The organism is Nocardia sp. NPDC059180 (assembly GCF_042754945.1).
In the GTDB taxonomy this organism is placed as follows: domain Bacteria; phylum Actinomycetota; class Actinomycetes; order Mycobacteriales; family Mycobacteriaceae; genus Nocardia.
In genome coordinates this window covers 578,038-597,315 of the sequence record NZ_JBHZBU010000003.1, presented here as the reverse complement: position 1 = coordinate 597,315, position 19,278 = coordinate 578,038, and the positions used below count along the sequence as shown (strand labels likewise).

The following is a 19,278-nucleotide window of genomic DNA, read 5'->3' as shown; positions in this document are numbered from 1 at the left end:
GGTTCGGACCCGGTGCCCTGTGGTTTCCGGCCCCCTTGGAGCGACGGACTTGCGAACCGGCCCGCGTCTCCGGCGGTCAGTCGAGTGGCTGGTCATCGTCCGGCGCGAACGGATCCGAGCCCGCCGCATCGAGTTCGGCCTTGACGACGGCGTAAGCGGTGGGTGGGTTGTAGCCGCGGCGGGCGAGCATGCCGACGAGGCGGCGGATCGCTTTGTCGCGGTCGAGGTTCGCGGGCATGGTGCGCAGTTTGCGGCGGACGAGTTCGGTGGCGCGGTCGTGTTCGTCGTCGGTGGTGACGGCGGCGAGGGCCGATTCGGCGTCGTCCTTGGACACGCCTTTTCGGCGTAGTTCCTGGGCGAGAGCTTGGCGGCCTTTGCCTGAGTAGGTGTGCCGGGACTGCACCCACTGCTGGGCGAAGGCGGCATCGTCGATGAGGCCGACCTCGGCGAGCCGGTCGAGGGCGTACTCGCTGACCTCGGCGGTGTATCCCTTGGCGGCCAAACGCTGTGTCAGTTCGGCGCGGCTGCGGGCGCGGACGGCGAGCAGTCGCAGGCAGGCGTCTTTCGCCTGTTCGACTGTGCCGCCGGAGCCAGAGGCTTCCGGAGTTTCATCGCTCGATGCGGAAGCCCTGCCGGCTGCGCTCCGTCCACCACCCCGCCTGGAGAACTCGGTCGAGCCTGTCCGCTGCGGATCGGACCTGCCCGACCGAGTTCCCAGTACACCCGCATCGGCCGAACCACCATCGGCCGAGCGGGTCCTGTCCGGTTCCTGGCCGTCCGGCCGGAGACCGGTGGTCTCAGCGATGTCGACGCCGAGGCGCGCCAGCTGCCGTCGCATATCTGCGACCGGATCAGCCGACGCCCGCTCGGGCGCCGCATCTGCCCGCGAGGTGACGCGGGTGCGCCGCGGATCAGAAATCGGCGGGGACCTCTTCGCTCTCCGTCACATCGGCGCCGATGCCGAGCTTCTCCTTGATCTTCTTCTCGATCTCGTCGCGGACGTCGAGGTTCTCCAGCAGGAATTTGCGGGCGTTCTCCTTACCCTGGCCCAGCTGGTCGCCTTCGTAGGTGTACCAGGAGCCGGACTTACGGATGAAGCCGTGCTCGACACCCATATCGATGAGCGAGCCCTCCTTGGAGATGCCGTGGCCGTAAAGGATGTCGAACTCGGCCTGCTTGAACGGCGGCGACACCTTGTTCTTGACAACCTTCACCCGGGTACGGTTGCCGACCGCGTCGCTGCCGTCCTTGAGGGTCTCGATACGCCGCACGTCCAGACGCACCGAAGCGTAGAACTTCAGCGCCTTACCACCGGTGGTGGTCTCCGGGGAGCCGAACATGACGCCGATCTTCTCGCGCAGCTGGTTGATGAAGATGGCGGTGGTGCCGGAATTGTTCAGTGCGCTGGTCATCTTGCGCAGCGCCTGGCTCATCAGCCGGGCCTGCAGGCCGACGTGGCTGTCGCCCATCTCGCCCTCGATCTCGGCACGCGGCACCAGCGCGGCGACGGAGTCGATGACGATGATGTCGATGGCACCGGAGCGGACCAGCATGTCGGCGATTTCCAGGGCCTGCTCACCGGTGTCGGGCTGGGAGACCAACAGCGCGTCGGTGTCGACACCGAGCTTGCGGGCGTAGTCCGGGTCGAGCGCGTGCTCGGCGTCGATGAACGCCGCGACACCGCCGGCGGCCTGGGCGTTGGCCACCGCGTGCAGGGCGACGGTGGTCTTACCCGAGGCTTCCGGGCCGTAGATCTCCACGACGCGACCGCGCGGCAGGCCGCCGATACCCAGAGCCACATCCAGCGCGATCGAGCCGGTGGGAATCACCGATATCGGCTGACGGGCCTCCTCGCCGAGCCGCATCACCGCACCCTTGCCGAAGCTCTTCTCCACCTGAGCCAGGGCGAGCTCGAGCGCCTTGTCGCGGTCGTACGCCTGTGGTGCCATGTCCTGATCCCCTTTTCGACGGGTGAGTCTCGTTCTGTGGTTGGCGCCCACATTAGAGGGCGGCACCGACAAGTTCTGGCGACCAGATTAGACGAACAGATGTTCGAGTCAAGCGACGCGCCCGGAGGCGGCTACCACTGCGGCAATGGTGTCCGGTCCCCCGCCGCGCGCGGGCCGAAGATGCGCCGGTCGGATTCGTCGATGCGGACATCGTTGATGCTCGCCTCCCGGCGCGCCATCAATCCGTCCGCGGCGAACTCCCACTGTTCGTTGCCATAACTGCGCCACCACTGGCCGGTGCCGTCGTGCCATTCGTACTGGAACCGCACGGCGATCCGGTTGCCGTCGAACGCCCACAGGTCCTTACGAAGTGCGTAGCCGTTTTCCTTCGCCCACTTCCGGGTCAGGAATTCGACGATGGCCGCACGTCCGGCGAAATACTTCTCCCGGTTCCGCCACACCGAGTCCGGCGTATAGGCGGCCGCGACGCGTTCTGGATCGCGGGTATTCCAGGCATCCTCGGCGGCACGCACCTTCGCCTCGGCGGTGGTGCGATCGAACGGGGGCAGCGGGGGGCGCATGGACCTCTCCTTCGAGGGTTCGGGTCAGGGATTGACGGGCGAGAGTTCGGCGGGTCCCCACCGGAGCGGACCTGCCGCCGAGGTGTCGACCACCTCGGTGACGGTGAATTCGATCGAGCACTGGACGCCCGCATCATCGGTCTGCGGGGCCCAGACCAGCTCCGCGGTACCGGTGAGCTGCAGGCTGCCGCCGGTGGCCCAGTTCGGGACGAGGATGCCGCAGCGTGGATTCACCGCGATATTGCCGAGCGTCATGAACATCGAGTTGCCGCGGTAGTCCGGCCAGCGCAATCGCGTAGGTGAGAGCACCTGCAGGAATCCGGGATTGCCGCCGCGGTGAGAGGCGTCGGCGTTGCCCTCGGTGTCGGCGGTGGCGAGGAAGAACGTGTCGGCCGCGGCGATGGCCGAACGCTGCTGCGCGTCCAACACAGATGCGCGTCGCGGTTCGGCGACCACCTGCGGGTCGTAGGAGCGGATCTGCCTGCGCGAGATGTATTTCGGGCAATTCGAATACACCTGATCGGTGACGATCCGCAGGCCGTCGCCCTCAGGGGTCGTGGTGCCATTGATGCGCATGCGCCTGCGCCGCTGCGGTTGTAGCGCGATCAGGCCGACTCCGGCCGTGTGGCCGAGCGACTCGCGCAGGGGGTCGCCGACCTGCGGCCGCGCATAGATCAGCACGGTCTCCGCACCGGCCGCCCGCAGGAATCCGGGAGGCCCGGACAGTTGGCTCGCCCACATCCGGCCTGTGCCATCGTCGGCGCCGAGCACCACCATCGACTGTTCGGCCAGGAAAGACGCGGCGACGGCGGGAATGTCGCGGCGGATCATCCGGCTCACTCTGCCTGCGATATCGGCTTGTCCCATCCGTTCCTGGACGGTGCGCTCACCGACGTGGAAGGGCGTCATCACGGTTACCTGCCTCGGTGCCGAACGGTCGATGGTGTGTGACTCAGAAGAAGCCGCAGGTGGGCGCGGCACCGGTAGGCGCGGGCGCGGATTCGGCGCCACTGGGCGCGTAGACCTCGAGCCGGATGCCATCGGGGTCGGTGAAGAAGATGCCGCCGGAGGCCGCCCCCTCGCCATGCGCCACCACACCGTCGTAGGCGAATTCCACCGACTGCTCCCGCAGTGTCGTCTCGACCGTCCGCACCTGCTCGATGGTGTCGACCTGGAACGACAGATGGTGCAGACCGGGGGTTGCGGTGGCGAAGGCGCCCTCACTCTGCTGCCACAGGGTCAGCACAAGAGTGCCGTCGGCACCGAGGAAGGCCCACTTCCGATCGTCATCAGCGCTGGCCGCGAGCTGTTCGAAGCCGAGAGCGTGGCGGTAGAAGTCGACCGATCGGGTCAGATCGGAGACATTGAGCCCGATGTGGCCGGTGGCGAGCTTGGGCGTGGTCATGGTTCCTCCTCGGGAATGGTCAAACCGTCATAATTTGTTTGACGGGTTAGAACTTAAGGGCAGACACGTTCCGGTGTCAACCGGTTAAATGGCTTTTAAGGGTTAAGAGGAGGTGGTTATCGTGCCGAAGCATCGCGAACCGTTACCCTCAGGCATGCTCGATCCACGCCCTCACCTCGGTGAACCCCTGGCCCTGGATCTGTTGAACACCCGGTGGATTGCCGACGGGCCGCAGGACTTGCTCACCGATGCGGCGGGGTTACAGATCTGGCTGGAGTCGGCCGGGCTGGCCGATCACGCCCCCGCCGACGCCGCCACGCTGGACGCCGTGCGCACCGCCCGTGCCGCGATCTACGAGACCGTCTGCCACGGCACACGAAACGCACTCAACGAGGTACTCGATCACGGCCGAATCCGGCGCACGCTCATGGAGACCGGCCCCGAGGACGCACCCGAGGTCACCGATCCGGCGTGGCTGCCCGGCTGGCTGGCCGCCGACGATCTCCTGCGCCTGCTGTCCAAAGCCCCCGACCGCATCCGCCAATGCGCGCATTCGCAGTGCGTGCTGTTCTTCTACGACACGTCCAAGAACGGCACCAGACGCTGGCACTCCATGGCGTCCTGCGGTAATCGCACCAAGGCGGCGCGGCACTACGCCAAGAAGTCCTGACCGGGACCGAGCGGAAGGGGGCCGGTCACCAGCGGGCCTGGGGGACGTCGAATTCGGCGCAGAGGGCGCGCCAGACGTCACGGGGATCGGTACCGGCTTCGATGGCGGCGGCGCCGGTCCGGCCGAGGGAGGGGATCACGTGGTCGGTGAGCAAGGTGTCGCCGCGGGACACACCGAACTCGGTGTGCAACAGCTCCTGGAATTCGGTCAATCGCACCGTGCCGAAGATACCCGTGCGGGTGGAGGTGGGCAGTCGGGACCGCGGTCTGCGTGATGAGTGCCGCAGGGCGGGCGCACTCGATTCGCGCATGGCCGCGGCGAACACGCAGGTCCGCCTAGCGGGCGGTGGCGAGGACGGTGTGGCACACCTCGACCGGATCGCTCACCACGGTCAGGCCCGACGCCGCCTCGGCGGCGGCCGCAGCGAACTCCGACTCGGACAAGATCCGCTGTACGGCCTCGCGTACGGCGTCGGTGGTCAGCGGACGCACCAGCAGCGAACTCCCCTGCCGCACCGCGCGATTGGCCAGCTCCCATTGGTCACCACCGCCGGGCACCGTCACCACGGGCACACCGGCCGACAGCGCTTTCGCGAGCAATCCGTGTCCGCCACCGCCGATGACGACCGAGGCGTGCCGGAGCAGTTCGTCCTGGCGACCCAAACCCGCCGTAGCCCACGACGGCAGGTCGGCGGGCGGCTCGTCCAGCATCGACACCGCCACCCGGACACCGGTGCCATCCAGTCCCGCGAGCACCGTCTCCACCATGCCGGTGACTCCGGTATGCGCGGTGGACGGCGCCACCACCACCAGCGGACCCGCACCCGGCGGCGGCTCCAGTATCGCGTCGGTCGGCTCCCACAGCAGCGGCCCGATCAGATGCGCGATCTCCGGCCAGTCCGGCCGCGGCACCTCCAATGCGGGCAAGGTCGCGATCAGGCGGGCGACCGGCCCCGGATCCTCCCCCGGCAGCCCGACGCTCTCGCGCGCCCGCGCCCGCTGGCGCCGTCCCTGTTCGATGGCGCGCGCGGTCATCGTCCGCAATACGCCATCACGCATCCGTCCACGCAGCCCGACACCGGGGGCGAGCCCGCTTCCGATGGGCGGCAGCGCTTTCGAGGGCAGATACAGCGGATGCGGGGAAAGTTCGACCCAAGGCACGCCGAGCCGTTCGGCCGCCATCCCGCCGCCCGCGGTCAGCACATCGGAGACCACCAGTTCCGGCAGCATGGCGCTGAGCTCGGGCAGGATCTCGGTCGAGATATGCGCGGCGCGTGCATGGATGCGCTGCCCGGCGTCACCATCGTCGTCGGTGGCACGCGGCGCCAGTCCCTTGAGCCTGCGTACCCCGATGCCTGCCGCACGGGCGGCATCGAACCAGCGCGGCCCGGTGAACAGCACCGGCTCGTCACCGGCGGCGGCGAAGCGCAGACACAGCGCGATAGCGGGGAACGCGTGCCCCGGGTCCGGGCCCGCGATGACAGCTACTCGCATCCACCCACCCTGCCACACCGGTTATCGACCGCGACGGCGCCTGCCACGGCGCTGCTCAGCCGCGAAAGTGGAACAGCTCGAACCCCACCGCGCGCTCGGCGGGGAAGCCGTCCTTGGGGCCGGTGGTCATCTCGATCACGGCGCGCGCCTGGTCGGCGACGGGTTCGTCACTCAATGCCGCCAGGTAGCGGCTGTGTTCGGCGAGCGAGGCCTCGGCCTTGCCGACGGAATCGGTGACGTCGACGGCGTGGGTCATCGTCGGTCCGACCACGGCCGCCCAGCGCGGCGTCCACGGTTGCAGCTCGGCCAGCTCACGGAAGATCCACTCGTTGCCCGCGTCGGAGACCGCGTCCAGCGCGGCCCGCCCGACGGCACGGTGATCGGCACTGTTGACGTATCCGGGCCCCCAGATATCGCCGAAGTTGAACAGCACCACCATCTCCGGGCGATGTCGCCGGATCGCCCCTGCGAGATCGCGGCGCAGCGCCAGGCTCTCCTCGACCCGGCCGTCGGGGTAGCCGAGGAACTCGACCTCACTCACCCCGACCACGGCCGCCGAGGCGATCTCTTCACCTTCGCGCATCGGGCCCGCATCCGCGGGCGCCATACCGGCGATACCCGCCTCACCCGAGGTGGCCAGTACGTAGCGGATGTCCTTGCCCTGGCCGGTCCAGCGCGCCACGGCCGCGGCGGCCCCGTATTCGATGTCGTCGGGATGCGCGACGATCACCAAGCCGCGCTGCCAGTCCTCCGGTAGCTGCTCCATACCCGCCATTCAAACACGTGCGGCGAGATGACAACGGGCCGTGCGCCATCCGTCTCGGATGACGCGCGGCCCGGTCGGCGCCTAGACGTCAGAGCTTGCTCACGGTGTTGTTGTCCGAACCCGACACCGCCTTGTAGAGCAGGTAGAGGCCGAACACCACGGCGCTGATCACCAGGATCGGGAACAGGCCCTTGATCAACGCGCCGATGACGGCCAGTGCGATCCAGACGACGGCGACCACGCCGATGATCTTCCACAGCATTTCGTGCCTCCCAGCAGTTCGTTCCTCCCTTCGAGCATGACACCGGGTCGGCGATAAATCACCAGGTGAGAACCGATATCGGGGTGAAGTTCAGGGTTCACCCCTAGCCCGGGTATCCCGGGGCACTCGACCCTCGAGGTCGCGCGCTGAGCACTCAGTCCGGTGCACTCGCCCGATCGAGGGGTGCGTTCGGATCGAGGACGACGCCGACACCGCGCAGATGGTGGTCGATCAGCAACCAGGCCTGCGTGGTCAACAGCTCGACCAGCTCCGCACGCGAGGTCCCGCGGTAGGTCAGCCACCACTGCACCGTGGCGTCGATGAGCCCGAGCAGCGCGACGACCAGCCGATCCGCGGCGACCGGGTCGGCGTCGAAGCGCGGGATATAGCGGACCGCGGCGGCGGAGATTTCGGCCGCGAACGCGCTGCCGCCGATCCGCGGCAGATCCTTGCCCCGGTAGTAGTTGCGGCCCAGCAGGAAGCGGTACAGGTTCGGGTGGTCACTGGCCCAGCCGACGTGGGCCACGATCGGTGCCCGAATGGCGTCGAGTGGGGTGCCGTCGACGACGAGCGCGGCGCGGATCCGCTCGGTGATCTCCAGATGGGCCCGCTTGGCCACCGCCCAGTCGAGTTCTGCCTTGCTCGCGAAATGCCGATAGAAGTGAGTGCGGTTGAGGCCTGCACGGTCGGCGATCTGGCCGGTCAGCGCATCGGGCCCGTGTTCGGCGATCGCGGCGAGGGCGGCGTCGACGATCGCGGCGCGGCGCTCGTCACGGGCCGAGGTGTCCGATCCCGACCGCCGGGACTCGGCGGTATCGATCCATCGCTGTCGTTCCACGTCGCGTCACGCTATCCGAGGTCGAGGCCGTCTTTCGACGGTGGGGCTTGTCACACCGGCGGGTGTGGGACACACTGTACCCGTTATTCCCGGTTACGAATACTGCCCCGGGGACCGCTGAACGGAGGACACCCGATGACCACCTACCGGTCGTGTTGGATGAACGAGGATCTCGACGCGCTGCGCGAGCTCGCGCGGGCCTTCTTCGAGAAGGAAGTGGCGCCCAACGTCGACAAGTACATCGAGCAGCACCATGTCGACCGCGACCTGTGGAACAAGGCCGGTGAGCTCGGCCTGCTGTGCCTGTCGATCCCGGAGGAGTACGGCGGCGGTGGCGGCACCTTCGCCCACGAGGCCGTGCTGATCGAGGAGCAGGCCCGCGTCGTCGACACCGCCTGGGGGCAGAGCCTGCACAACGGCATCGTCGCGCACTATCTGCTGGCCTACGGCACCGAGGAGCAGAAGCAGCAGTGGCTGCCGAAGATGGCCAGCGGTGAGGTCGTCGGCGCGATCGCGATGACCGAGCCCGGCACCGGGTCGGACCTGCAGAGCGTCAAGGCCAAGGCCGTGCGCGACGGCGACGAGTACATCGTCAACGGGTCCAAGACATTCATCACCAATGGCGCGCAGGCCGACCTGATCATCGTGGTGGTCAAGACCGACACCAGCCAGGGCGCCTCCGGAATCAGCCTGGTGCTGGTCGAGGCCGACCGGCCCGGCTTCCGGCGCGGGCGCGTGCTGGACAAGATCGGCCAGAAGGGCCAGGACACCTCCGAGCTGTTCTTCGAGGACGTACGCATCCCGGTGAGCAACCTGCTCGGCACCGCCGAGGGCCAGGGCTTCATCCAGCTGATGCAGCAGCTGCCGCAGGAACGGCTCATCATCGCCGTCGGCTCGGTAGCGGGCATGGAGGTCGCGCTCGAGCACACGCTGCGCTACACCAAGGAGCGCGAGGCGTTCGGACGCACGGTGTTCGGCTTCCAGAACACCAAGTTCAAGCTCGCCGAGGTCGCCACCGAGGCCAAGATCGCCCGCGTGTTCACCGACGACTGCATCGCCAAGCACATCGTGGGCGAACTCGACATCCCCACCGTCGCGATGGCCAAGTGGTGGACCACCGACCGCGCCATGTCGGTGGCCAGCGAATGTCTGCAGCTGCACGGCGGCTACGGCTACATGAGCGAGTACCCGATCTCGCGCATGTGGGTCGACAACCGCGTGCAGATGATCTACGCGGGCACCAACGAGATCATGAAGGAAATCATCGCCCGCTCCCTCTGAGTGCAGCGTTGAGCGGTCCCCACGTCGAACGCCGGAGCCTGGTGCTCCGGCGTTCGATCGTTGCACGTGTCGGATCGCTCAGGCCGCCGATTCCGGCTCTGATGACCGGACGCCGACCGAGGAGGACCGATGACCGGCGAACCGCAGAATCCGTCCTGGGCGCACGTCCTCGGCACGATGGTCCACGACGACGAAGCAGAGCCGCCGGGAACAGCTCGGAGACGGCTAGTGGCCGTGTGGGGGTAGTGGGGCGGGAGCCTGCCGGTCGGCGATTTCGGCGAGGGCCTGAGCCCAGCCGTCCAGGCGGTCGGCGGCGTGCTGGAGTTCGGCGACGATGCCGTTGAACTGGTAGGCCACGACAGCGCTGTCCGGCACCGCGAGGACGCGACCCGCGGCGGCGACGAGTTGCTCGTATTCGACGACACCCGATTCGAGGCGATCGATCGCAGCGCGGGCGTTACCGGTGAGGGCGGCGGCGGCCTGCGGGTTGGTACGGCCGACCGTGGCCGCGGCACGTTCCATCGCGGCGATATCGGCGGCGAGAGCATGGAGTGCGGCGGCGCCGGAGCGAGCAGTGTCGAGGAGGTCGTCGAGTTCGTCGGGTGGTAGCCGGTGCGAGCGGGCGATCTGCGTGGCGAGATCGTGCATCGCGCGCTCGGCTCGCACCAATCGCACGATCGGCGCACGCGCCGCGGACCGCACACCGGGGGCTTTGCGTGCGACGAATGCCGCCTGGGGTAAGGGCTTTCCGCGCAATCGCAGATAGCGACGAGCGCTGAGGGCGGTGCCGGTCACCAAGGCCACCGCACCACCACCGACGACGACAACCGCCCAGGCGGGCGCCGAGATCACTACCAGCCCAACAGTTCCCACCGTGGTGAGGCCGGAGACGGTACCGAGTTGCATGCTGCGCCTGCGGGCGCGGCGGCGCTTGCGTAGCTCGCGCTCGCGAGGATCGGACCAGCGGCGCACCGCGACGAGTGCGTGCTCGCCCACTTCGCGCAAGGTATCGGGCAGATTGGCGCTGTGGGTGGCTCCGAAGGAGGGCGCTCCCACGATGTTCGTGCCGTCGACGCGGCCGCGTGATCCCTTGCGGCTCATGTCCGTCCTTCCGCCGACACCACCACGACCATCCCATCGGACGGCCGGCATTCGGGGCGGGTACGGGCGCCCACCGGTCTACCGGACGCCCGCACACTCGCCACCATCGATCTTCCTCGCGTCTACCGCTACTGCTGCGCGGTCTGGCCCTTGTTCATCTGCGGCTGCGGCTGCGCCGGATCGGCCTGCGCCTGCCCCTGGTTGATCGCGGGCGTGGCACCGCCCGAGGGCAGTGCGTCGCCGCGCATCGAGGCGCGGATCTGCTCGAGCTTGCTGTGCCCGGCCATCTGGATGCTGGCCTGCTGCACCTCGAGCATGCGCCCCTGCACCGTGTTCTGCGCGAGTTCGGCCGAACCGAGGGCGGTGGCGTAGCGGCGTTCGATCTTCTCGCGCACCGCGTCCAGGCTCGGGGTGGAGCCGGGCGCCGAGAGCGTGGAGTCCATCTGCTGCAGCGAGGCGCTGACCTGCTCCTGCATTTTGGCCTGCTCGAGCTGGCTGAGCAGCTTGGTGCGCTCGGCGACCTTCTGCTGCAGCAGCATGGCGTTCTGCTCGACCGCCTTCTTGGCCTGCGCGGCGGCCTGCAGCGACTGATCGTGGAGCACCTTCAGATCTTCGACCGACTGCTCGGCGGTGACCAGCTGCGCCGCGAACGCCTCGGCGGCGTTGGTGTACTGGATCGCCTTCTCGGTGTCGCCCGCCGCGGTGGCCTGATCGGCCAGCATCACGGCCTGACGGGCATTGGCGTTGAGCTTTTCGACCTCGTCGAGCTGCCGGTTGAGCTTCATCTCCAGCTGACGCTGGTTGCCGATGACCGACGCGGCCTGCTGCGAGAGGGCCTGATGCTGGCGCTGCGCTTCCTCGATAGCCTGCTGAATCTGGACCTTCGGATCCGCGTGCTCTTCGATCTTCGAATCGAAGAGGGCCATCATGTACTTCCAGGCCTTGACGAACGGATTAGCCATCGATTGATCCCGCCTCCATCTGCTGCGCCGCTGTGCGCGACTCCAGTGCGCGACCGTCACGCACCCGGTATATGCCTATCCTCCACCATGTGGCGCCCGGTCCGGGCCAACCCCGCGAGGGTCGGGGCCGACTCGGCCCGTTCGGGCACCTATGACGAATCTATCCGCTTTTGCGGGTGGGCCGCAGCGTTGCCACGGCTCGCCCCCGAATTCGGGCTCATGCGCTGCGCACCAGAACCAGCGTGTCCGAGCGCGGAGCGGGGATGACGATCCTGGTGTCGTCGTCGATGTGCGGGCGAGCCACCGACATCGTGGCAGCCGCCGGTTCGTGCTCGGCCGCGGCTTCGGCGGGTGCGGGCTCATGCTCGGCCCCACCGCCGGCCGGTACGGCCTCGGCCGCACCCGGTTCGGCGGGCACCGCGACGGCGGCCTCGCGTACATCGTCCCTACCGGCCATGATCGTGCTCACGTCCCACAACACCCGCGACAGCGGGACGTCGAGTGCCTCGCAGATCGCGGCGAGCAACTCGCTGGAGGCCTCTTTGCGGCCCCGCTCGACCTCCGACAGGTAGCCGAGGCTCACCCGCGCGGACGTGGACACCTCGCGCAGGGTTCGCTGCTGGGCGAGACGCGCACGCCGCAGACTGTCACCGATCGCTTCTCGCAGCAGCGTCATCTCGGTCTCCTAACTTCCTGTTTCCAGGCCGTCGGCGCGCATGCGCCGTTCTTTCTGGCACAACGTCCCGGCGCGCCCGGTTGGTTCCCGAACGAGGTATCTCGCCCGCGAACTCAGTCCGGTAGCGCCGGCCCCCGCACACAACGCAGGAGTTCGGCGACGGCGGTCCGAGCCGCACCGAGTCTGATGTTCCACCGGTCGCCGGACAGTTTCAACCGCATCACCTCGGTATGCCCCGGACCTGCCAGCCCCAGGAACACGGTTCCGACCGGGTATCCACCCTGCTCATCAGGTCCCGCGACGCCGGTCAGCCCGACTCCCCAGTCGGCGCCGCAGCGGGTGCGGGCGCCGACAGCGAGCTGTTCGGCGGTGCTGGCGGCGACCGGACCTTCGGTCGCGAGCACTTCGGCGCCGACACCGGCCAGGCTGTGTTTGAGGTCGGTGGCGTATACGACCAGCCCACCGCGCAGCACCACGCTGGCACCGGGAACACCCGCGATGGTGGCGCTGAGCAGCCCCGCTGTCAGCGATTCGGCCGTGGCGAGGGTCTGATCCGCTGCCGTGAGCGCGGCCACCAACTCGGCGGCGGGCACACCGGCGGTGAGGGGATCCCTCATGCGGCGCGGTTGCGGGCGGATCCGGCGAACCAGACGCGCGCCGCTTCGCCGACGTAGTCGAGTCCGGTGGCCACGGTCAGCACCAGCGCCGCCCACATCAGCGCCATCCCTGCGGTGGCGAATCCACCTGCGAGCGGCAGCACCAGCACCGCGATCGCCAGCGATTGCACCAGGGTCTTCAGCTTGCCGCCGCGCCCGGCGGGGATGACGCCACGGCGCACCACGATCAACCGCAACAGCGTCACGCCCAGTTCACGGCCGCAGATGACGATCGTCATCCACCAGGCCAGATCACCGAGAACGGACAGCCCGATCAGCGCGGAGCCGATCAGCGCCTTGTCCGCGATGGGGTCGGCCAGTTTGCCGAAGTCGGTGACCAGACCGTATTTGCGGGCCAGTTGCCCGTCGAACCGGTCGGTGATGGCGGCGAGCCCGAACAGTGCGGCTGCGGTGACCCGCCACGCGGTGTCGTGACCACCTCCGGCGAACAGCGCGAGCACGAACAGCGGGACCAGGGCGATCCTGGCCATGGTCAGCACATTCGCGATGTTCAGCAGCGGAACGGCGGGCTCGGCGGGCGGAGGTACCAGGCCGGGGCGCAGCGGCGCGGGACCGGACCAACCGCGGTCCATTTCCTCGGGTTGCGCGCTCATGGCCGCCTCTCGACCCAGTCGCGCTGCCCGGCGCGATGCGTTGAGCGGTACGACTGGGTGTGCGGCACATCTCCAGACTATCGGTAGCGGGGCCGACTACTGTGCACCCCATGACCTCACGGGGACCACTGAGTGGTTCGACCAGCGACGCACCCGCCGCGGTGCCCGCCGATCCGGCAGACGCGGCACCGTTGGACGCGCCCGCCACCGGATCGGCCGGCGCCCATGATCGTGTTCCGACGATGCGCCGCGCCCGAACCTCCGACGTCCCCGCGATCAAAGCCCTGGTGGACGTCTATGCGGGCCGGATCCTGCTGGAGAAGAATCTGGTCAACCTGTACGAGGCGGTACAGGAATTCTGGGTGGCCGAATTCGACGGCCGGGTGGTCGGCTGCGGCGCACTGCACGTGCTGTGGGCCGATCTCGGCGAGGTGCGCACGGTCGCGGTGCATCCGGATGTCAAGGGCCACGGTGTGGGCAAGCTCATCGTGCGGCGGCTGATCGAGGTGGCCGAGGAGCTGGAACTGAGCCGGGTGTTCGTGCTGACCTTCGAGGTCGACTTCTTCTCGAGGCACGGGTTCGTCGAGATCGACGGGACGCCGGTGACCGCCGAGGTGTACGCCGAGATGTGCCGCTCCTACGACACCGGTGTCGCCGAATTCCTCGATCTCAGCTACGTCAAGCCGAACACCCTCGGCAACACCCGGATGCTGCTCACCCTCTGAGCGATCCCGCCCTCCCCTCGACAGAAAGCGATCGATCGTGCCGCTGTTCGCCGTCCACTACACCTACACCGCCGACACCGTCCCCGGCCGCGACGAGCATCGCCCCGTGCACCGCGGCTGGCTGACTGACCGGCTCGCGGAGGGCACTCTGCTGACCAGCGGGCCCTACCCGGATGGTTCGGGTGCGCTGCTGGTGTTCCGGGCCGAGGACGCGGCCGCGCTGCATGAGCTACTGGCCGAGGACCCGTTCGCCAGGCAGAACCTGATCACCGACGTCCGGGTGAACGAGTGGCTGCCCATTTTCGGAGCCATGAGCGAGGCGTGAACTCGGTGGCGCCCGCCCGCGAACCGGGCCGGCGCCACCGAGTTGCCGCTACTTTGCCGTCTGTCTGGTCCGCAGCAGGCTGGCCACGGTCGCGACCACCAGGATCCCGATGATCACCGACAACGAGAACGCGGTGGAGATCTCCGGCACCGAGACGTGTTCACCGCCGTTGATGAACGGCAGCGTGTTCTCGTGCAGGGCGTGCAGCACCAGCTTCACACCGATGAACGCCAGGATCGCCGACAAACCGTAGGACAGGTACACCAGCCGGTCGAGCAGGCCACCGATCAGGAAGTACAGCTGACGCAGGCCCATCAGCGCGAACGCGTTCGCCACGAAGACGATGTAGGGCTGTTCGGTCAGACCGTAGATGGCCGGGATCGAGTCGAGGGCGAAGAGCAGGTCGGCGAACCCGATCGCCAGCAGGGCCAGCAGCATCGGGGTGACCACCCGGCGGCCGTTCACCTTGGTGAGCAGCTTGTCGCCGTCGTATTCATCGGTGGTCGGTACCAGGCGTTTGGTCAGCGCGACGATGCGGCTGTCGCGTTTCTCCTCCTCCTCGACCTCATGACCGCTCTCGCGCAGCAGTTTGACCGCGGTGTAGACCAAGAAAAGACCGAACAGGTAGAACACCCAGCTGAACGCACTGATCGCGGCGGCGCCGACGGCGATGAAGATGCCCCGCATCACCAGCGCGACCACGATGCCGATCAGCAGCACCTTCTGCTGGTAGATCCGCGGCACCGCGAAGGTCGACATGATGATCAGGAAGATGAACAGGTTGTCCACCGAGAGCGCCTTCTCGGTGACGAAGCCGGCGTAGTACTCGCCCGCGAACGTCCCGCCCCACTTCCAGGCGATGAAACCGCCGAAGGCCAGCGCAAGGCCGATGTAGACGGTCGACCAGAAGGCGGACTCCCGGAAGGTCGGCTCATGCGGCGTACGGACATGGGCGAAGAAGTCGAAGACGAACAAGCCGAGGATCACCGCGATGGTGATCCCCCACTCCAGCGCGGTCACCTGCATGGTGCGCCCCTATCGGCAGTAAGGATCATGGCGTCAATCATGCCCGATTTGCCCGATTCGCTCGGCTTGCGGGTTGGTTGCTCACCATGATTTCACATCTGTCGGGCATCGCTTCCACTACATGACGGCCGACTCGCCTCCTGGGTTCTCGCCGATGACCGGGCGGCATCGGTACATGGGGCACCCTGTCGCCAGTCGCAGCGAGGCACATGAAACCGCCCCTGTGACGTCTGTCCCATCACCGCAATTCACCCCGCCGACGTGCCGAAGGCCGCGCGCGATTCAGCGGCGACCGACGTTCGCTGAACACGTAGTGGCCCGCTCCACCACTTTTGGCGCGCAAATGTCAATTATTCCGAGCCGAAAAAGGCTTTTCCCGAACATTATTCGGGTGCTACCGTAGGACCCGTCATCGAAACCACCCGCATACCAACACTTCAGACGAAAGGTTAGAGCCATGAGCGTGCAGCGCATTCATGAGCGGCAGTTGTGCCGACTCGGCGTCGCGCGCCGGCTCAGCGGATTCGTCATGCCCGAGGCCGGGCTGTATACCGACCGCCTCGCTCGCGCCCGGAGCGGCCCCTAGCTCGATCTTCACGATCCAGCACGGGGCCATTCCAGGGCGAAAAGCCAGGAATGGCCCCTTTTTCGTGTGCGCATAAATTTGCGCATGGAAATAGAACGGCAGTATGCCCGAGCGGACGAAAGGACCTGACTGTAAATCAGGTGCATTACGCCACCGGAGGTTCGAATCCTCCTGCTGCCACCAATTCCTGAATTCCCGATAACTCCTGCCCGTGTAGCTCAGCGGAAAGAGCGGCGTCCTCCGACGGCGCAGGCCGGTGGTTCGACCCCACCCACGGGCACGCGCACCACGCACAACTGAATAGACGATCCCTCGTAGCCCAACTGGCAGAGGCGCCGGTCTCAGGTACCGGAGGTTGCGAGTTCGACTCTCGCCGAGGGAACCAGCCCGCCACCAGCGGGTGAAGCGCTCGTAGCTCAACGGACAGAGCGTCTGACTACGAATCAGAAGGCTGGAGGTTCGAATCCTCCCGAGCGCACGCAGCCGAGTACCGCGACGTACTCGGCCAAGGCTCACGCAGGTTGCCGCCGGGCTCTCATAAGGCCCGGTCGCGTGGTTCGACTCCACGGTGAGCTACGGCGGAGGTCACTCCTCGTCCGATCCCGCATGCCATAGCGGCCTTGCGGATCGGCCAGAGCAAACCTTCCGGATACGACCGGGGAATCAGTCCTCGGACTCCTCGGGCGCCTCGTCCCCACCCCCGCGAATCGACCACAGCAGCCCGTCCAGCTCATCCGGCTTGACGAGCACATCGCGCGCCTTGGACCCTTCGCTCGGTCCCACCACGTTGCGAGTCTCCATCAGGTCCATGAGCCGTCCCGCCTTGGCGAAACCGACGCGCAGCTTACGTTGCAGCATCGACGTGGACCCGAACTGTGAGGTGACCACCAGCTCCACGGCTTGCACGAACAGGTCCAGGTCATCGCCGATATCGGCGTCGACGTCCTTCTTCTCCCCCGCCTTCGCCGCGGTCACGCCCTCGGTGTACTCGGGTTCGGCCTGGTTCTTGCTGAACTCGACGACGGCGTGGATCTCTTCGTCGCTGATATAGGCGCCCTGCAGACGGGTCGGCTTGCCCGCACCCATGGGCAGGAACAGGCCGTCACCCATACCGATGAGCTTCTCCGCCCCCGGCTGGTCGAGGATGACGCGCGAATCGGTGAGCGATGAGGTCGCGAACGCCAGCCGCGACGGCACATTCGTCTTGATCAGGCCGGTCACCACGTCGACCGACGGACGCTGAGTCGCCAGCACCAAATGGATTCCCGCGGCGCGCGCCTTCTGAGTGATCCGCACGATGGCGTCCTCGACATCACGCGGCGCGGTCATCATCAGGTCGGCGAGCTCGTCGACGATGGCCAGGATGTACGGGTACGGGCGGTAGACGCGTTCGCTGCCAAGCGGTGCGGTGATCGCGCCCGACTTCACCTTCTTGTTGAAGTCGTCGATATGGCGGACCTTGTTGGCCTGCATGTCCTGATAACGCTGCTCCATCTCCTCCACCAGCCAGGCCAGCGCCGCAGCCGCCTTCTTCGGCTGGGTGATGATGGGCGTGATCAGATGCGGAATGCCCTCGTAGGGGGTCAGTTCCACCATCTTCGGGTCGATCAGGATCATCCTGACCTCATCCGGGGTGGCCCGCTGCAGCAGCGACACCAGCATCGAGTTCACGAAACTCGACTTACCGGAACCGGTCGAGCCCGCCACCAGCAGATGCGGCATCTTGGCCAGGTTCGCCGAGAGGAACTCGCCCTCGATGTTCTTGCCGAGGCCGATCACCAGCGGATGGTGGTCATTGCGCGTGGAGGGCGCCTTGAGCACATCGGCCAGCCGCACCAGTTCGCGATCGGAGTTGGGTACCTCGATACCCACCGCCGATTTGCCCGGAATCGGCGCGAGCAGGCGCACGTTCTCAGTGGCGACCGCATAGGCGATATTGCGGGCAAGTGCGGTGATCTTCTCGACCTTCACCCCGGGGCCGAGTTCGACCTCGTAGCGGGTGACCGTCGGTCCACGCACGAAGCCGGTGACCGCGGCGTCGATCTTGAACTGCACCAGCACCTCGGTGATCGCCTCGATCATCGATTCGTTGGCGGCGCTGCGCTTCTTCGGCGGGTCGCCGTCGGTGAGCAGATTCATCGGCGGCAGCGTGTAGTCGCCCTCGATGACCCGGTCGGTGATGAACTCCTGCTCCTTCGGCGGCGGCGGTGTCTGGTCCACCGCCTTCGCCGGTTTCGGCTTGGGTTTGGGCTTCGGCGGCTCGGCCGGCGCCTGCTCGGCGATCGGTTTGGCATCGCGCAGCGGCGGTTCGCCCAGCGCCTCGGTGACGGCGTCGGAGCCGGCGAACTCGTCGGTCGGATAGTTCTCCGCCGGAGTCCGGCCACGGCGGCGGGAGCCACTGCGCGAGAGCGGGAAGCCGTCGGCGTCATAGCCTCCGCCGGCGAATTCGGGGTCGTAGTCGTCGTATTCGTCGCCACCGCTGGCGGTGCCGAAGTAGTGCCGGAACAGTTCCGGCAATTCACGGACGGTGATTCCGGTGACGAGCAGCAAGCCGAAGACGATGGCAAGCAACAGGATCGGCACCGACAACCAAGCCGTCAGCCCGTCGGTGAGCGGGCCGCCGACGACGAATCCCACGAAACCGGCGGCGCGCGAACGCCCATGCGCGTCGGTCGGGGCGCCCGCGGCGATATGCCAGAGCCCCAGCAACGGCAGTCCGATGAGCAGACCGCCGAGCACCAGGCGCGGCCGGATCTCCGGATGTGGTTCGGTGCGCATCAGCACCAGCGCGATGCCTGCTGCCACGAACGGCAAGGCGGCCGAGGCAGAGCCGGACACCGCGCGGATCGCGTCTTCGACGAAGTGGCCGATCGGCCCGCCTGCCGAGAGCCAGACGGCGGCGGCGATGACGCCGCTGAGGGCGATCAGGCCGAGGGCGATGCCGTCGCGGCGGTGGCCGTGCTCGATCTCACCGGCCCGGCTCAAAGTGCGGGTGGTGGCGCCGAGACCACGCGCAATCATGGTCCAGCCGCCGCTGATCCCGCGCCCGATGACGGCCAGCGGTGCGGTATCGGATCGGCGCCGGGCCGGGCGGCGGCCGGTGGCCCGGACCCGTCCGGCCGACGCGCGGCCGCGGGCCGCCGTGGTGCGGCCGCGTGCGGCGGAACCGGTGCGAGTCGCCGAACGAGATGGGTTCGTAGCCGAACGCGAGGAGGCCGCAGTTGTCCGCCCCCGTGCCGATCCCGCCCGCGCACGTGTCGTCGTGGTGCTGCGGGACTTACCTGCCATGAACTCAGGCTAGCCGTAAACGCACCATCAGGACCATCCGCAACACTGGTATCGCCTGTAACTAATGCTGATGA

21 protein-coding genes and 4 tRNA genes are annotated in these 19,278 nt (G+C 67.6%); 8 read left to right on the top strand and 17 right to left on the bottom strand.

Annotation, left to right across the window (positions count from 1 at the left end; all coding sequences use genetic code 11):
* Positions 1–76: 76 nt before the first annotated feature.
* From recX to ACFXNW_RS13145, 5 genes are all read right to left on the bottom strand, one after another.
* On the bottom strand, positions 77–718 hold the full coding sequence (gene recX, locus ACFXNW_RS13165) for a recombination regulator RecX (RefSeq protein WP_379418139.1): 642 nt from the start codon (positions 716–718) through the stop codon (positions 77–79).
* A 193-nt stretch (positions 719–911) separates the two neighbouring features.
* The gene (gene recA, locus ACFXNW_RS13160; RefSeq protein ID WP_379417860.1) at positions 912–1,949 is read right to left on the bottom strand and encodes a recombinase RecA; all 1,038 of its coding nucleotides are present in this window, start codon (positions 1,947–1,949) and stop codon (positions 912–914) included.
* A gap of 131 nt (positions 1,950–2,080) precedes the next feature.
* Positions 2,081–2,530, bottom strand: coding sequence for a nuclear transport factor 2 family protein (locus ACFXNW_RS13155; RefSeq protein WP_379417859.1), 450 nt, complete (start codon positions 2,528–2,530; stop codon positions 2,081–2,083).
* 24 nt (positions 2,531–2,554) lie between these two features.
* A complete protein-coding gene (locus tag ACFXNW_RS13150; protein WP_379417858.1) occupies positions 2,555–3,439 on the bottom strand; it encodes a pyridoxamine 5'-phosphate oxidase family protein in 885 nt (294 codons plus the stop codon).
* A gap of 43 nt (positions 3,440–3,482) precedes the next feature.
* Complete coding sequence (locus tag ACFXNW_RS13145; RefSeq protein ID WP_379417857.1) at positions 3,483–3,935, bottom strand: VOC family protein; 453 nt, start codon at positions 3,933–3,935, stop codon at positions 3,483–3,485.
* Positions 3,936–4,089: 154 nt separating this feature from the next.
* Here ACFXNW_RS13145 and ACFXNW_RS13140 point away from each other — a divergent pair, with 154 nt between their 5' ends.
* Complete coding sequence (locus ACFXNW_RS13140) at positions 4,090–4,605, top strand: CGNR zinc finger domain-containing protein (protein WP_379417856.1); 516 nt, start codon at positions 4,090–4,092, stop codon at positions 4,603–4,605.
* A gap of 25 nt (positions 4,606–4,630) precedes the next feature.
* Here the strand turns inward: ACFXNW_RS13140 and ACFXNW_RS13135 are convergent, their stop codons facing one another.
* The 5 genes from ACFXNW_RS13135 to ACFXNW_RS13115 form a co-directional block, all read right to left on the bottom strand.
* Entirely contained in the window at positions 4,631–4,822 is a 192-nt protein-coding gene (locus ACFXNW_RS13135; protein WP_379417855.1) for a DUF3046 domain-containing protein, read from the bottom strand.
* A gap of 118 nt (positions 4,823–4,940) precedes the next feature.
* Positions 4,941–6,098, bottom strand: coding sequence for a glycosyltransferase (locus ACFXNW_RS13130; RefSeq protein WP_379417854.1), 1,158 nt, complete (start codon positions 6,096–6,098; stop codon positions 4,941–4,943).
* A 55-nt stretch (positions 6,099–6,153) separates the two neighbouring features.
* The gene (locus tag ACFXNW_RS13125) at positions 6,154–6,864 is read right to left on the bottom strand and encodes a PIG-L deacetylase family protein (protein WP_379417853.1); all 711 of its coding nucleotides are present in this window, start codon (positions 6,862–6,864) and stop codon (positions 6,154–6,156) included.
* Between the two features lie 88 nt (positions 6,865–6,952).
* On the bottom strand, positions 6,953–7,126 hold the full coding sequence (locus tag ACFXNW_RS13120) for a hypothetical protein (protein WP_036538118.1): 174 nt from the start codon (positions 7,124–7,126) through the stop codon (positions 6,953–6,955).
* A gap of 154 nt (positions 7,127–7,280) precedes the next feature.
* Complete coding sequence (locus ACFXNW_RS13115; RefSeq protein ID WP_379417852.1) at positions 7,281–7,964, bottom strand: TetR/AcrR family transcriptional regulator; 684 nt, start codon at positions 7,962–7,964, stop codon at positions 7,281–7,283.
* A gap of 135 nt (positions 7,965–8,099) precedes the next feature.
* Between ACFXNW_RS13115 and ACFXNW_RS13110 the strand changes: the two genes are divergently transcribed.
* The gene (locus ACFXNW_RS13110) at positions 8,100–9,245 is read left to right on the top strand and encodes an acyl-CoA dehydrogenase family protein (RefSeq protein WP_379417851.1); all 1,146 of its coding nucleotides are present in this window, start codon (positions 8,100–8,102) and stop codon (positions 9,243–9,245) included.
* Between the two features lie 225 nt (positions 9,246–9,470).
* Here the strand turns inward: ACFXNW_RS13110 and ACFXNW_RS13105 are convergent, their stop codons facing one another.
* The 5 genes from ACFXNW_RS13105 to pgsA all read right to left on the bottom strand — a co-directional run bounded on the left by ACFXNW_RS13105 (position 9,471) and on the right by pgsA (position 13,254).
* A complete protein-coding gene (locus tag ACFXNW_RS13105) occupies positions 9,471–10,346 on the bottom strand; it encodes a hypothetical protein (protein ID WP_379417850.1) in 876 nt (291 codons plus the stop codon).
* Positions 10,347–10,474: 128 nt separating this feature from the next.
* Positions 10,475–11,308 (bottom strand): phage shock protein PspA, encoded by an 834-nt coding sequence (pspA, locus tag ACFXNW_RS13100; RefSeq protein ID WP_379417849.1) that lies wholly within the window; start codon positions 11,306–11,308, stop codon positions 10,475–10,477.
* A 217-nt stretch (positions 11,309–11,525) separates the two neighbouring features.
* Positions 11,526–11,984: a helix-turn-helix domain-containing protein gene (locus tag ACFXNW_RS13095; RefSeq protein ID WP_379417848.1), complete on the bottom strand. Its 459-nt coding sequence runs from the start codon at positions 11,982–11,984 to the stop codon at positions 11,526–11,528.
* Positions 11,985–12,097: 113 nt separating this feature from the next.
* Positions 12,098–12,601, bottom strand: a complete 504-nt coding sequence (locus ACFXNW_RS13090) for a CinA family protein (RefSeq protein ID WP_379417847.1) — start codon at positions 12,599–12,601, stop codon at positions 12,098–12,100.
* Positions 12,598–13,254: a CDP-diacylglycerol--glycerol-3-phosphate 3-phosphatidyltransferase gene (gene pgsA / locus ACFXNW_RS13085; protein ID WP_379417846.1), complete on the bottom strand. Its 657-nt coding sequence runs from the start codon at positions 13,252–13,254 to the stop codon at positions 12,598–12,600. Before pgsA ends, ACFXNW_RS13090 begins: the two co-directional genes overlap by 4 nt.
* Positions 13,255–13,496: 242 nt before the next feature.
* Between pgsA and ACFXNW_RS13080 the strand changes: the two genes are divergently transcribed.
* Together ACFXNW_RS13080 and ACFXNW_RS13075 are read left to right on the top strand one after the other, a co-directional pair.
* Positions 13,497–13,979, top strand: a complete 483-nt coding sequence (locus ACFXNW_RS13080; protein WP_379418138.1) for an amino-acid N-acetyltransferase — start codon at positions 13,497–13,499, stop codon at positions 13,977–13,979.
* Positions 13,980–14,016: 37 nt separating this feature from the next.
* Positions 14,017–14,304, top strand: a complete 288-nt coding sequence (locus tag ACFXNW_RS13075) for a YciI family protein (protein WP_379417845.1) — start codon at positions 14,017–14,019, stop codon at positions 14,302–14,304.
* Positions 14,305–14,352: 48 nt separating this feature from the next.
* Here the strand turns inward: ACFXNW_RS13075 and ACFXNW_RS13070 are convergent, their stop codons facing one another.
* Complete coding sequence (locus ACFXNW_RS13070; RefSeq protein ID WP_379417844.1) at positions 14,353–15,330, bottom strand: TerC family protein; 978 nt, start codon at positions 15,328–15,330, stop codon at positions 14,353–14,355.
* Positions 15,331–16,013: 683 nt separating this feature from the next.
* On the opposite strand from ACFXNW_RS13070, the gene ACFXNW_RS13065 reads away from it, so the two are divergent.
* The 4 genes from ACFXNW_RS13065 (at position 16,014) to ACFXNW_RS13050 (ending at position 16,394) form a co-directional block, all read left to right on the top strand.
* Positions 16,014–16,099, top strand: a tRNA-Tyr gene (locus tag ACFXNW_RS13065).
* A 24-nt stretch (positions 16,100–16,123) separates the two neighbouring features.
* Positions 16,124–16,196 (top strand) — tRNA-Arg (locus tag ACFXNW_RS13060).
* A 28-nt stretch (positions 16,197–16,224) separates the two neighbouring features.
* Positions 16,225–16,301: transfer RNA gene (locus ACFXNW_RS13055), tRNA-Leu, on the top strand.
* Between the two features lie 20 nt (positions 16,302–16,321).
* Positions 16,322–16,394 (top strand) — tRNA-Arg (locus tag ACFXNW_RS13050).
* Positions 16,395–16,579: 185 nt separating this feature from the next.
* Here ACFXNW_RS13050 and ACFXNW_RS13045 read toward each other — a convergent pair.
* Positions 16,580–19,204 (bottom strand): DNA translocase FtsK, encoded by a 2,625-nt coding sequence (locus ACFXNW_RS13045; RefSeq protein WP_379417843.1) that lies wholly within the window; start codon positions 19,202–19,204, stop codon positions 16,580–16,582.
* Between the last annotated feature and the right edge of the window lie 74 nt (positions 19,205–19,278).

Excerpts from the sequence above, each read along its gene's own strand:
- ACFXNW_RS13070 (WP_379417844.1), bottom strand. The coding sequence starts at position 15,330 with ATGCAGGTGACCGCGCTGGAGTGGGGGATCACCATCGCGGTGATCCTC.
- ACFXNW_RS13145 (WP_379417857.1), bottom strand. The coding sequence starts at position 3,935 with ATGACCACGCCCAAGCTCGCCACCGGCCACATCGGGCTCAATGTCTCC.
- pgsA (WP_379417846.1), bottom strand. The coding sequence starts at position 13,254 with ATGAGCGCGCAACCCGAGGAAATGGACCGCGGTTGGTCCGGTCCCGCG.
- recA (WP_379417860.1), bottom strand. The coding sequence starts at position 1,949 with ATGGCACCACAGGCGTACGACCGCGACAAGGCGCTCGAGCTCGCCCTG.
- ACFXNW_RS13125 (WP_379417853.1), bottom strand. The coding sequence starts at position 6,864 with ATGGAGCAGCTACCGGAGGACTGGCAGCGCGGCTTGGTGATCGTCGCG.
- ACFXNW_RS13110 (WP_379417851.1), top strand. The coding sequence starts at position 8,100 with ATGACCACCTACCGGTCGTGTTGGATGAACGAGGATCTCGACGCGCTG.
- ACFXNW_RS13155 (WP_379417859.1), bottom strand. The coding sequence starts at position 2,530 with ATGCGCCCCCCGCTGCCCCCGTTCGATCGCACCACCGCCGAGGCGAAG.
- ACFXNW_RS13140 (WP_379417856.1), top strand. The coding sequence starts at position 4,090 with ATGCTCGATCCACGCCCTCACCTCGGTGAACCCCTGGCCCTGGATCTG.
- ACFXNW_RS13095 (WP_379417848.1), bottom strand. The coding sequence starts at position 11,984 with ATGACGCTGCTGCGAGAAGCGATCGGTGACAGTCTGCGGCGTGCGCGT.
- pspA (WP_379417849.1), bottom strand. The coding sequence starts at position 11,308 with ATGGCTAATCCGTTCGTCAAGGCCTGGAAGTACATGATGGCCCTCTTC.
- ACFXNW_RS13045 (WP_379417843.1), bottom strand. The coding sequence starts at position 19,204 with ATGGCAGGTAAGTCCCGCAGCACCACGACGACACGTGCGCGGGCGGGA.
- ACFXNW_RS13080 (WP_379418138.1), top strand. The coding sequence starts at position 13,497 with ATGCGCCGCGCCCGAACCTCCGACGTCCCCGCGATCAAAGCCCTGGTG.
- ACFXNW_RS13120 (WP_036538118.1), bottom strand. The coding sequence starts at position 7,126 with ATGCTGTGGAAGATCATCGGCGTGGTCGCCGTCGTCTGGATCGCACTG.
- ACFXNW_RS13130 (WP_379417854.1), bottom strand. The coding sequence starts at position 6,098 with ATGCGAGTAGCTGTCATCGCGGGCCCGGACCCGGGGCACGCGTTCCCC.
- ACFXNW_RS13105 (WP_379417850.1), bottom strand. The coding sequence starts at position 10,346 with ATGAGCCGCAAGGGATCACGCGGCCGCGTCGACGGCACGAACATCGTG.
- ACFXNW_RS13150 (WP_379417858.1), bottom strand. The coding sequence starts at position 3,439 with ATGACGCCCTTCCACGTCGGTGAGCGCACCGTCCAGGAACGGATGGGA.
- ACFXNW_RS13090 (WP_379417847.1), bottom strand. The coding sequence starts at position 12,601 with ATGAGGGATCCCCTCACCGCCGGTGTGCCCGCCGCCGAGTTGGTGGCC.